This window comes from Bradyrhizobium sp. PRIMUS42 (assembly GCF_023006515.1).
In the GTDB taxonomy this organism is placed as follows: Bacteria; Pseudomonadota; Alphaproteobacteria; order Rhizobiales; family Xanthobacteraceae; genus Bradyrhizobium.
The window spans coordinates 1-11,594 of record NZ_JALBGZ010000126.1; the positions used below are offsets into that span (position 1 = coordinate 1).

Annotated in this window: 14 protein-coding genes; 9 read left to right on the forward strand and 5 right to left on the reverse strand. The window is 63.7% G+C overall.

The window, feature by feature from the left end; genetic code table 11:
* Positions 1–294 precede the first annotated feature (294 nt).
* Complete coding sequence (locus tag MOV75_RS12765; protein WP_246925019.1) at positions 295–1,101, reverse strand: undecaprenyl-diphosphate phosphatase; 807 nt, start codon at positions 1,099–1,101, stop codon at positions 295–297.
* 169 nt (positions 1,102–1,270) lie between these two features.
* On the opposite strand from MOV75_RS12765, the gene MOV75_RS12770 reads away from it, so the two are divergent.
* From MOV75_RS12770 to MOV75_RS12780, 3 genes are all read left to right on the forward strand, one after another.
* A complete protein-coding gene (locus tag MOV75_RS12770; protein ID WP_246925022.1) occupies positions 1,271–1,963 on the forward strand; it encodes a glutathione S-transferase family protein in 693 nt (230 codons plus the stop codon).
* Entirely contained in the window at positions 1,912–3,087 is a 1,176-nt protein-coding gene (queG, locus tag MOV75_RS12775; protein WP_246925024.1) for a tRNA epoxyqueuosine(34) reductase QueG, read from the forward strand. The genes MOV75_RS12770 and queG overlap by 52 nt, the downstream gene beginning before the upstream one ends.
* A gap of 186 nt (positions 3,088–3,273) precedes the next feature.
* Entirely contained in the window at positions 3,274–4,071 is a 798-nt protein-coding gene (locus MOV75_RS12780) for an acyl-CoA thioesterase domain-containing protein (RefSeq protein WP_246925026.1), read from the forward strand.
* 76 nt (positions 4,072–4,147) lie between these two features.
* Here MOV75_RS12780 and MOV75_RS12785 read toward each other — a convergent pair whose 3' ends face one another.
* Both MOV75_RS12785 and MOV75_RS12790 read right to left on the reverse strand, forming a co-directional pair.
* Positions 4,148–4,615: a nuclear transport factor 2 family protein gene (locus MOV75_RS12785; RefSeq protein ID WP_246925027.1), complete on the reverse strand. Its 468-nt coding sequence runs from the start codon at positions 4,613–4,615 to the stop codon at positions 4,148–4,150.
* A gap of 110 nt (positions 4,616–4,725) precedes the next feature.
* On the reverse strand, positions 4,726–5,526 hold the full coding sequence (locus MOV75_RS12790) for a carboxylesterase (protein WP_247005850.1): 801 nt from the start codon (positions 5,524–5,526) through the stop codon (positions 4,726–4,728).
* 246 nt (positions 5,527–5,772) lie between these two features.
* On the opposite strand from MOV75_RS12790, the gene infC reads away from it, so the two are divergent.
* On the forward strand, positions 5,773–6,312 hold the full coding sequence (infC, locus tag MOV75_RS12795) for a translation initiation factor IF-3 (RefSeq protein ID WP_091962567.1): 540 nt from the start codon (positions 5,773–5,775) through the stop codon (positions 6,310–6,312).
* A 238-nt stretch (positions 6,313–6,550) separates the two neighbouring features.
* Here infC and MOV75_RS12800 read toward each other — a convergent pair whose 3' ends face one another.
* Positions 6,551–6,955, reverse strand: coding sequence for a hypothetical protein (locus MOV75_RS12800; protein ID WP_247005857.1), 405 nt, complete (start codon positions 6,953–6,955; stop codon positions 6,551–6,553).
* A gap of 271 nt (positions 6,956–7,226) precedes the next feature.
* On the opposite strand from MOV75_RS12800, the gene rpmI reads away from it, so the two are divergent.
* Together rpmI and rplT are read left to right on the forward strand one after the other, a co-directional pair.
* Positions 7,227–7,427 (forward strand): 50S ribosomal protein L35, encoded by a 201-nt coding sequence (gene rpmI, locus MOV75_RS12805; RefSeq protein WP_008539890.1) that lies wholly within the window; start codon positions 7,227–7,229, stop codon positions 7,425–7,427.
* Between the two features lie 80 nt (positions 7,428–7,507).
* Positions 7,508–7,867, forward strand: a complete 360-nt coding sequence (gene rplT, locus MOV75_RS12810; protein WP_063198836.1) for a 50S ribosomal protein L20 — start codon at positions 7,508–7,510, stop codon at positions 7,865–7,867.
* An 11-nt stretch (positions 7,868–7,878) separates the two neighbouring features.
* Here rplT and MOV75_RS12815 read toward each other — a convergent pair whose 3' ends face one another.
* Positions 7,879–8,295 (reverse strand): hypothetical protein, encoded by a 417-nt coding sequence (locus MOV75_RS12815; protein WP_247005859.1) that lies wholly within the window; start codon positions 8,293–8,295, stop codon positions 7,879–7,881.
* 145 nt (positions 8,296–8,440) lie between these two features.
* Between MOV75_RS12815 and pheS the strand changes: the two genes are divergently transcribed.
* From pheS to pheT, 3 genes are all read left to right on the forward strand, one after another.
* A complete protein-coding gene (gene pheS / locus MOV75_RS12820; protein WP_038932708.1) occupies positions 8,441–9,523 on the forward strand; it encodes a phenylalanine--tRNA ligase subunit alpha in 1,083 nt (360 codons plus the stop codon).
* A gap of 116 nt (positions 9,524–9,639) precedes the next feature.
* Positions 9,640–10,110 carry an endonuclease domain-containing protein gene (locus MOV75_RS12825; protein ID WP_247005861.1) on the forward strand — a complete coding sequence of 157 codons (471 nt, stop codon included), beginning with the start codon at positions 9,640–9,642 and terminating at the stop codon, positions 10,108–10,110.
* On the forward strand, positions 10,107–11,594 hold a 1,488-nt coding region (gene pheT / locus MOV75_RS12830; protein WP_247005871.1), incomplete at its 3' end, for a phenylalanine--tRNA ligase subunit beta. The genes MOV75_RS12825 and pheT, both read left to right, overlap by 4 nt.

Consider the following 11,594-nt stretch of genomic DNA (forward strand, 5'->3'; position numbering starts at 1 on the left):
GACGAGACGGCCTCGCCGACCGCCGCGAACGAGCGCGGACGCAGCACATCGCTATCGACGACCGGGAAGCGCCCCCAGCCGCTGACGAGGGTCATGGTTCAGCTCCTGTGCCGGGCGCGCGCCGCCCTGCCTTGGAAACTGCCTACCGATCAAAAGCTTATTTTGCGTTGAAGGCGTGAGTGAGATCGCCAGGCCCTGTAGCCCGGATGGAGCGAAGCGCAATCCGGCGCCGGCGTCGCTTGTGGCAGGATCCCGGATTGCGCTGCGCTCCATCCGGGCTACGGACCGGTAATCTTAACGACCCAGCGCCAGCGCGATCAGGCCGAGCGTCCCGACGATGACGCGCCACCAGGCGAACACCACGAAGCCATGCCGGGTGACGTATTCCAGGAACGTCTTGACCACGATGATCGCGGTGATGAACGACACCACGAAGCCAATCGCGACGATGCCCATGTGGTCCATCGTCATCTCGGACCGGTTCTTGTAGAAATCGTAGGCGAACGCGCCGATCATGGTGGGGATGGCGAGGAAGAACGAGAACTCCGCCGCCGCGCGCTTGTCGGCGCCCAGGAACATCGCGGCGACGATGCTGGCGCCGGAACGCGACACGCCCGGGATCATCGCTACGCATTGCGCGATGCCGATATAGAGATACATCAGCAGCGGAAACCGGGTGGCGTCATGCTCGCGCGGCTTGAGGTCTAGCTTGTCGACCCAGAGCAGGATGGCGCCGCCGACGATCAGCGTGAAGCACACCACCCAGGGATTGAACAGCACGCTCTTGATGTATTTGCCGGCAACGAGGCCGACGATCACGGCGGGCAGGAACGCCACCAGCACGCCGATCACGAAGCGGCGCGCATAAGCATCGCCCGTGAAGAAGCCGATCACGACATCCCACAGCTTCTTGAAGTAAAGTCCGACGATCGCGAGGATCGCACCTAACTGGATCAGAACCGTAAACGAATCCCAGAAGGCGCCTTCACCAAGATGGAAGAAGCGTTCCGCAAGCAAGAGGTGGCCGGTCGAGGACACGGGAAGGAACTCGGTCACACCCTCGATGATGCCGAGGATCACTGCCCGTATTGCATCTGACATATTTACGGTCCATTTCGGCTGGAAAAGCGGGGCCCTTCTCGCCTATTCGCCCCCATGCCGCAATCGCAAAATGCGAAATCACGCCCTTGCTTCGCGGTTTTGAAGGACTAGTGTGGCGCCGCACAAACATTGATGGATTCTTAAGCACCATCAAATAGTCAAAGGCTTCATGTTTACGCTGTTTCATCATCCGTTCTGTCCGCATTCGCGCTTCATCCGCCTGATCGCGGGCGAATACGGGCTCGACCTCAAGCTGGTCGAGGAGCGCAGCTGGGAACGGCGCGAGGCGTTTCTGTTGCTCAATGCAGCAGGCACGACGCCCGTGATGGTCGACGACGAGCAGCCCCCGATCCCGGGCGCGGCGATCATCGCCGAGTATGTCGACGAGGCCTATGGTGCCGAGATGGGACCCAAGCGCCTGATGCCGGAAACGATCTCCGAGCGCGTCGAGGTGCGCCGGCTGATGGCCTGGTTCAACGAAAAGTTCTTCGAGGAGGTCTCGCACCCGCTGGTGACGGAGCGCATCTACAAGCGCTTCATGAGCGAGGAGAACGGCGGCGGGCCACCTTCGGCCGACGTGATGCGCGCCGCCAAGGCCAATGTGCGCTATCATCTGGCCTATATCGGCTGGCTGGCGCAGACGCGTAATTTCCTCGCCGGCGACCGGCTCACTTACGCGGACCTCGCCGCCGCGGCGCATCTCTCGGCGATCGACTATCTGGGCGACGTGCCATGGAGCGAGGACGACGCAGCAAAGGCGTGGTACGCGCGGGTGAAGTCCCGTCCGTCGTTCCGTCCGCTCCTCAGCGAATGGCTGGCCGGCGTGCCGGCGTCGCGGACCTACGTGGACCTGGATTTCTGAGCTCCGATCCGACTGAACTGAAAACGGCGCTTGCGCGCGAAGCGCGTGCGCTCGGCTTCGATTGCATCGGCGTCACCGCACCCGGCACAATCGAGAACGCCGGAAAATACTTCCTCGAATTCATCGCCTCGGGCGGTCACGGCGACATGGACTGGCTCGCCGCTCAGCCGGAGCGCCGCGTCGATCCGCGCGGGCTGTGGAGCGACGTGCGCAGTGTGGTCATGCTCGGCGTCAATTACGGTCCCGACCAGGATCCACTCGCGATCCTCGAACAGCGCACGCGCGCGGCGATCTCGGTCTATGCGCAAGGCGACGACTATCACGACCTCATCAAGAAGCGGCTGAAGGCGCTGGCGCGTTGGCTGGTGGCGACCGCGCCATCGGACGTGAAGGTGTTCGTCGACACCGCGGCAGTGATGGAGAAGCCCTTAGCGCAAACCGCGCGTCTCGGCTGGCAGGGCAAGCACACCAACCTCGTCTCGCGCGAATTCGGCTCGTGGCTGTTCCTCGGCGCGATCTACACCACGCTGGAGCTGCCGCGCGACGACGCCGAGATCGATCATTGCGGCTCGTGCCAGGCCTGCCTCGACATCTGCCCGACCGCTGCGTTTCCCGCGCCCTACAAGCTCGATGCGCGCCGCTGCATCTCGTACCTGACCATCGAGAACAAGGGGCCGATCCCGCGCGAGTTTCGCAAAGCCATCGGCAACCGCATCTACGGCTGCGACGACTGCCTTGCGGCGTGTCCCTGGAACAAGTTCGCGCAGGAAGGACGCGAGGCCAAGCTTGCCGCGCGCGACGAATTGCGCGCGCCTGAACTTGCGGAGCTGGCACGGCTCGACGACGCCGCGTTTCGCGCGCTGTTCACGAAATCGCCGGTCAAGCGCATCGGCCGCGACCGCTTTTTGCGGAACGTGCTGATTGCGATCGGCAATTCCGGCGATGCGACGCTGGCTGAAGAGGCGCGGCGATTGCTCGATGATGCGAGCCCGCTGGTGCGCGGGGCCGCAGTGTGGGCGCTGGGGCAGTTGATGTCGCGGGAGGCGTTCGAGGCGCTTAGCGTAAACGCCATTGCCAGTGAGCACGACGAAAGCGTTCGTGAGGAGTGGCAGGCCGCCTCCTAATGCTCGGTGTCATGCCCCGGCTTGAACGGGGCATCCAGTACGCCGCGGCTTCTCGGCTCTCCCACTGCCGTCTCTGGAATACTGGATCGCCCGATCAAGACCGGGCGATGACAGCGATTGTTGTGGCGACGACATTCGCTCTCACCACCCTTGATTTTCCCACTCATTCCCGCAATCTCGCGCATCATGACAAACATGCCTTTCTTCACCCGTGACGGCGACACATTCCATCCGACGGAAGTGGCCAACGGTCCGTGGGATCCGACATCACTGCACGGGCGCGTCATCATCGGCCTGCTCGGCTTCGCCATCGAGGAGCGCTATTCCGGGCCTGAATTCGTGCCGGCGCGGCTCACCGTCGACATGTTTCGGCTGCCGACCATCGACAAGCCGATCGAGGTGACGACACGCCTGGTGCGCGACGGAATGCGCATCCGCGTGGTGGAAGCGGAGCTCGTCTCCGGCGGCGTCAGCATGGCGCGCGCCTCGTGCCAGCTGTTGCGGCGGACGCAAAATCCGGACGGCAACGTCTGGTCGCCGCCGAACTGGGACGCGCCGAAGCCGGCCGATATTCCCAAACCCACCGATCCCCGGCTCGGCATGAACGGCAAATGGACGACGCGGCCGATCGTCGGCCATATGGGCTCGCTCGGTCCGCGCCGGCTCTGGATGAGCGAGGTGCGCGAACTCGTTGCGGGCGCGCCGATGACGCCGTTCGTCCATGTCGCCACCGGCGCCGATTTCGCCAGCCCGTTTGCGAATGCCGGCGACAAGGGGCTCGGCTACATCAACAGCGACGTGACGATCTATCTGCATCGTCTGCCGGTGACGAGCTGGATCGGCTTCGAGGTGGTCAATCATCACGCCACCGACGGCGTCGCGATCGGCGAATGCTGGCTCTACGACGAACAGGGTCCGATCGGCACCGCGACGGTAGCGGCGCTGGCACAGCGCAAGCCGCTCGTGAATCCGTCGAAGCGGTAGCGGCGCGACAACGCTCTCCATTCGTCATTCCGGGGCTCGCGCCAAGAGGCGCGCCCCGGGATGACGAATGGAGAAGCTACTTCAAATGTCGCTGCATCTCCGGCCGCGCCTTCAACTCGGCGCCCTGCTTGGCGACGATCTTCGCAATCCGTTCCGGTGCAAACTTCAGATCGACGAACGCCGGCGCGGTGTTGGCGACCTCGTGATAGCCCACGATCTGGCCGTCACGCAGCGTCATGATCGCCACACCCTCGAACATCGCCCGCGCGCCGTTTGCTTCCGGCAGGGTTGATTTGTAGCTGAAGGTGTAGCGCGCATAGAGCGTGGTGTCGTCGGTGACGGGGTCATGCATGTCCCAGCGGAAATCGGTCGCCGTGCGATAGAACCAGTCGTCGATCAGTTCCGCGATCTTCGCGCGGCCAGCGAAGGCGCCGTAGAAGACGTCGTGATAGACGCCGTCCTCGGTGAACAGTTCGGCAAACGCGCGGCCGTTGCGCTGCTCGACCGCATCGCAGAACGCGCGCAGCATCGCGGTGGTGGTCATTGGCGTTTCTCCTTCCTCATGCTCAGTCATGCCCCGGCTTGACCATAGGCTTGACCGGGGCATCCGGTACGCCTTCGCGGACGATGACATCGAATTCTTGGCGAGCAATTTCACCCGATCTCCGCCACCGCGGCAAGAATGCGCGCGATGTCCTGCGGGCGGGAGAGGCGGTGATCGCCGTCCTGGATCATGGTCAGCACGACATCGTCTGCCGGCAGGCGGTGCGTCAGCGCGAAGGCATGCTGCCAGGGCACGTCGGGATCCTGCGCGCCTTGCAGGATGCGGACGGGGCAGCCGAGATCGATGGCGCTGCCGAGCACGAGATGATTGCGCCCCTCCTCGATCAGGTTCCGCGTGATCGGATAGGGCGAGCCGTCGCCATAGTCCGACGGCCTCATCCAAACGCCCTTGGTCTCGATCTCCTGCTTCACCGCGGACGAAAAATTCTTCCACATCAGCTCTTCGGTGAAATCCGGCGCCGGCGCGATCAGGACGAGACCGGCCAGCGATGCCTTGGCCTGTTGTTTCTCTTGCCGCTTCTTGATCTCGCGCGCGAGCAGCAGCGCCATCCAGCCGCCCATGGACGAGCCGATCAGGACCTGCGGGCCCTCGCAGAAGCGCTCGAACACCGCCACGCTCTCCTGCAGCCAGCGGCCGATGGTTCCATCAGCGAAATCGCCGCCGGATTCGCCGTGGCCGGAATAGTCGAACCGGACCATTGCGCGGCCATGATCCCGGGCCCAGCCGTCCAGCGCCAGGGCCTTGCTGCCCTGCATGTCCGACTTGAATCCGCCGAGCCAGAGCAGCCCGGGCCCTTGCCCGGGCCGGCTGCGTACCGCGATCCTGCGTGCTGACGTGCCCTCGCCCACGTCGATGGAGCTAGGCACGGCCTCTGGAATTGCATGGGTCATGGAACGTTTCCCCTGGCTGCACGGTTTGAGCTGTCCTGTCGTATTCCGCAGCGCCGGATACCGGCATTGCCCCTTTGGGACGCTTGCGGAACGGAAGCAAGGTGTCTATGTCCGTCAGCGTGCCCAGGCGTGGCCGAAATACCTCGCATTTGAGTGTTTTTCGATCGCGCTCCGAGCGAATTGCTTGCCGGCCAACGCATCTTCCTGCAAAATAGCAGCCTCTTTCACAACTTTGGAGAACCACCCATTCGCCGTCCCAATAAAGCCCCGCCCGTCGCCAGCAAAGATGGGCCGCGCATCAATGATGATATTCGCAATGCGCAGATCCAGCTGATCGATCAGGCCGGTGACAACAAAGGCACGGTCGAGACTGTTGCGGCCATCCGCATGGCCCAGGAGGCCGGCATGGATCTGGTCGAGATCTCGCCGAACGTCAGCCCTCCCGTCTGCAAGATCATGGACTACGGGAAGTATAAGTATTCCGCCCAGAAAAAAGCCGCCGAAGCCCGCAAGCGGCAGAAGATCGTCGAGATCAAGGAGATCAAGCTCCGCCCGATGATCGACGACCACGATTACGACGTGAAGATGCGCGCGATGCAGCGGTTCTTCGAAGAGGGCGACAAGGTCAAGATCACGCTGCGCTATCGCGGCCGCGAAATGGCGCATCAGGAGATCGGCACCAAGCTGCTCGACAAGATCAAGACCGACGTCGCCGAGCTCGCCAAGGTCGAGCAGGACGCGCGGTTCGAGGGCCGTCAGGTCGTCATGGTGCTGGCGCCGCGCTGACGCCGGTTTGTCAGGACTGATAATTCAACGGCCCGTCCGGATTTCCGGCGGGCCGTTTTGTTTGTGCGGGGGTGCACGCCGCGAGCGTTGCTGCACCCTCGCCCGCTTGCGGGAGAGGGTGGCGCGAAGCGCCGGGTGAGGGCTGTCTCCTCTGCAAGACTATCCCGTTGCGGAGACACCCTCTCCCCAACCCTCCCCCGCAAGCGGGGGAGGGAGTGCACCGCCTTCTTGGCGATAGTCAGGTCCGCGTTGCCTGCCAGGTGCCGCTGCACTGGTCTCCAGAAATGATTCCCTTCCACGATCCGGTGCCGTTCACGCGAGCGAGCCGGCCGCCTCCGCTGGCATGGGACGCACCAACCGAGACCTGGACCGCGACTGCGCCGCTGCGATTGACCCTGCCGGAGACCCGGCCCCCGCCGGCGGACGAGACCCGGCTGCCGGTCACGGCGAACGGGACGCTGTAACCGGAGCTGCAATTGCCCCGTGTGGTGGCGAAGGTGACATTCCAGACGCCGTCGTAGCTGCCGACGCGGGCATCGGCAGTCGACGGCAGCGCAGCCGTTGCGAGCACGGCGAACAGCGCCAGTTGGCGCGGGCGGACGAAATCGGTCATAGACGAAAGCAACTGGGAAAAATGGGCCATTTTGGTCCTGCTCCGGGCGACAGACTTGGACATGAGGGCAGCAATTCCGGATAGTCGCCGGGCAGGTTCCACCGGTTCATCGTTGCCAATTGGCTCGTCCTCTGCCATAAGCCCAGCCTTCATCGCCCGGCTGATTAAGGGCTGCCGTGGCGGTGTTTCGTGTGGGTTTCGCGCTTGTTCGTGAAACCTGAGCACAATCAACGCTCTAACGAGCATTTTTGACGGCCAGCCGCCTTCGCGGGCGGATCTCTGTGGCCATTAGGAGAGCCAAATGCCCAAGCTGAAGACCAAATCGGGCGCTAAAAAGCGCTTCAAGGTGACTGCCACCGGCAAAGTGATGCACGCCCAGCGCGGCAAGCGTCACGGCATGATCAAGCGGACGAAGAAGCAGATCCGTCAGCTCCGCGGCACCCGCGTGCTGTTCAAGACCGACGGCGACAACGTCAAGAAGTACTTCTTGCCGAACGCCTGATCGCGTCCGCGATCACTGCCATCTCGCGCCGCATTCGCGCGGCGATCCGAAACCGAAGTCATCTCTGAAGGATATTTGTCATGTCTCGCGTCAAACGCGGTGTGACCGCCCACGCCAAGCACAAGAAAGTCTACAAGGCCGCCAAGGGCTTCTATGGCCGCCGCAAGAACACCATCCGCGCCGCCAAGCCGGCCGTGGAGAAGGCCCAGCAATACGCCTTCCGCGACCGCAAGCGTAAGAAGCGCACATTCCGCGCGCTCTGGATTCAGCGCATCAACGCTGCCGTCCGTCCGTTCGGCCTGACCTACAGCCGATTTATCGACGGCATGGCCAAGTCCGGGATCACCGTGGACCGCAAGGTGCTGTCGGATCTCGCGGTCCACGAGCCCGCCGCGTTCCAGGCGATCGCCGAGAAGGCCAAGGCCGCGCTCGCCGCCTGAGCCGTGCGACGCTAGCGGCCGGCTCCGCCGGCCTTCAGAGCGCGTTGCGAGTAGCGCTGGGCGACCTTCGCCCGGCAGAAGGCCGTGGCCGAGATATACATGGTACCGGACTTGTTCCGGTACTTCTGGTCGCAGATCCGCAACTCGCGCTGGTAGCTGAGCTTCTGTGGCGGCCCCAGCTGGCCGCTGAAATCGGCCTCGCACTTCTTCTCGACCGCCTCACCGAACTGCACGTCGCCGCTGGCGCCGTATGCGCAGGCCTCGAACAGCTTCATGGCACGGTCGCAGCTCGGCGCCGCGTTCAGAGCCACGACGATGTCATCCATCGACGTGGATTTCGCCTGGCATTCTTCGGCGAGCGCCGCGCCTCCCAGAATGCCTTCCAACAGAACCAGGGCCAGGCCGGCCACGCAGGATCTCAAACGCATCAGTCTTCTCCTTCGCGTTCAGGTTGGTGCCAGCCATGCCTTGACGGTTCAATTGCCCCGCATTTACGACCTCCATTCGGCTTGACGTTCCGCCCCGGCTGCGGCCACAACCCGGCAGCCTTTTGCAAGTTTGAGGGATCCGACCGTGTCCGACCTCGCCAGTCTCGTTCAATCCATCCTCGCGCAGATCAGTGCTGCCGGCGACGAAGCGGCCCTCGAAGCCGTGCGTGTTGCCTCGCTCGGCAAGAAGGGCTCGATCTCAGCCTTGCTCGCGACGCTCGGCAAGATGTCGCCGGACGAGCGCAAGACGCAGGGCGCCGCGATCAACCAGGCCAAGGACGAGGTCACCCAGGCGCTCGCCGCGCGCCGCGACGTCTTGAAATCGGCGGCGCTCGATGCGCGGCTGGCGTCGGAGACCATCGACGTCACCCTGCCGCTGCGCGACGCGCCGACTGAAGCCGGCCGCATCCACCCGCTGAGCCAGGTCTGGGACGAGCTGACCACGATATTCGCCGACATGGGCTTCTCGGTCGCCGAAGGCCCCGACATCGAGACCGACGATTACAACTTCACCAAGCTGAACTTCCCCGAAGGCCATCCCGCGCGCGAGATGCACGACACTTTCTTCTTCCATCCGAAGGAAGACGGCTCGCGCATGCTGCTGCGAACCCACACCTCGCCGGTGCAGGTGCGCACCATGCTGAGCCAGAAGCCGCCGATCCGCGTCATCTGTCCGGGCCGCACCTATCGCATCGATTCGGACGCGACCCACACGCCGCAATTCCACCAGGTCGAAGGTCTCGTCATCGACAAGCACTCGCATCTCGGCCATCTCAAATGGATCCTGCACGAGTTCTGCAAGGCGTTCTTCGAGGTCGACCACATCAACATGCGCTTCCGCCCCTCGTTCTTCCCGTTCACCGAGCCGTCGCTGGAAGTCGATATCCAGTGCCGCCGCGACAAGGGCGAGATCCGCTTCGGCGAGGGCGAGGACTGGCTCGAGATTCTCGGCTGCGGCATGGTGCATCCGAACGTGCTGCGCGCCTGCGGCATCGATCCCGACGAGTACCAGGGCTTTGCCTGGGGCATGGGCATCGATCGCATCGCCATGCTGAAATACGGCATCGCCGACCTGCGCCAGCTGTTCGACAGCGACGTCCGCTGGCTGTCCCATTACGGCTTCAAGCCGCTCGAAGTGCCAACGCTTGCCGGAGGGCTGAGCTCGTGATGGCTTGCTGGGATACGGTTGCTCCAGCCACGCCGACGCTCGGACTCGCGCCAGCGAAGGCTCTCTCCGTTCCCTCCCCCCTTTTGGGGGAGTGTCAGGGAGGGGGGTAGCCGCGGATGCCGCACGCAGTCGTCAGCGAGCGTCAGCGCAGCCGAGCGAAGCAGCTTCGCCGCACGATGACGCGCGCCGAAACGCTGCTGTGGCGTTACCTCAAAGCCAATCACATGGATGGCATCGGATTTCGTCGTCAAACTCCGATCGGCAATTATATCGCTGACTTCGTTTGTTTCGCTTCAAAGCTCGTCATCGAGGTCGACGGAGAATCTCACGATTTCGAAGAGCGTCAGAGGATGGATCAGCGGCGCGATGCGTTCTTCGCATCCGAGGGCTTTCAAACTCTGCGTTTCACCAATGAGCAGGTGATGTCAAACTTGGAAGGCGTTGTTGAGGCGATCCGCCAGGCAGCTTCTGTCGGCGCCCGCGGCTCACCCCCCTCCCTAACCCTCCCCCACAAGGGGGGAGGGAACCCTGACACCGACCAAATCAACTCAGTAAACACTCTCAAGACCCGAGGCACACAGCCATGAAATTCACCCTCTCCTGGCTGAAGGATCATCTCGAGACCGACGAGCCGCTCGACAAGCTCGCCGAGAAGCTCACCATGATCGGGCTCGAGGTCGAGAACATCGAGGACAAGGCGAAGGCGCTGAAGCCTTTCACCATTGCAAAGGTGATCTCGGCCGAGCAGCATCCGAATGCGGATCGCCTGCGCGTCTGCATGGTCGACACCGGTGACGGTGGCGCGCCGGTGCAGGTGGTGTGCGGCGCGCCGAATGCGCGTGCGGGTCTCGTCAGCGTGTTCTCGCCGCCTGGCACTTATATTCCCGGCAAGGACATCACGCTCGGTGTCGGCACCATCCGCGGCGTCGAAAGCCGCGGCATGCTGTGCTCGGCGGCCGAATTGCAGATTTCCAACGACCATGACGGCATCATGGAATTGCCGGCGGACGCGCCGCTCGGCGCGGGCTATGCCGAATGGGCCGCGCTCGGCGATCCCGTGGTTGAGATCAATTTGACGCCGAACCGGCAGGACTGCACCGGCGTGCACGGCATCGCGCGCGACCTTGCCGCGGCCGACATGGGCAAGTTTAAGGATCCCACGATCAAGCCGATCAAGGGTGAATTTCCGTGCCCGGTGAAGGTCACGGTCGAGGATTCCACGCTGTGTCCGGGCTTCGCGCTTCGCCTCGTGCGCGGCGTGAAGAACAAGCCGTCGCCGGAATGGCTGCAGAAGCGGCTGACCGCAATCGGGCTGCGTCCGATCAACGCGCTTGTCGACATCACCAACTTCATGACCTACGACCGCGCGCGTCCGCTTCACGTGTTCGACGCGAAGAAGGTGAAGGGCAATCTCATCGTGCGGCGCGCGCGCGACGGCGAGACGCTGCTCGCGCTCGACGGCCGCAGCTACAATCTCGATCCCGCCATTTGCGTGATCGCGGACGAGCACGGCGTCGAATCGCTCGCCGGCATCATGGGCGGCGAGGCCTCGGGCTGCGACGATGATACCACCGACGTGCTGATCGAATCGGCGCTGTGGAACGAGATCAACATCGCGCAGACCGGGCGCAAGCTTGGCATCAATTCCGATGCGCGCTACCGCTTCGAGCGCGGCGTCGATCCGGCCTTCATGGTGCCGGGGCTCGAGCTCGCGACCAAGCTGGTGATGGAGATGTGCGGCGGCGCGCCGTCCGAGTCCGTCGTGGTCGGCAAGGCTTTTGGCGACGACCGCGTGATCGATTTTCCGGTCACGGAAGTGAAGCGCCTGTCCGGCATCGAAGTGCCGCAAGCCGAGATGAAGCGTATCCTGACCCATCTCGGCTTCATGATGGCGGGCCCGGGCCCCGTCGTGAAGGTCGCGGTACCGTCCTGGCGCTCGGACGTGCACGGCAAGGCCGACATCGTCGAGGAGATCGTCCGCATCTTCGGCGTCGACAAGGTGCCGATGACGCCGTTCGAACGCGGCGAGGACGCGCGCAAACCGGTGCTGACGCCGCTTCAGCTGCGCACC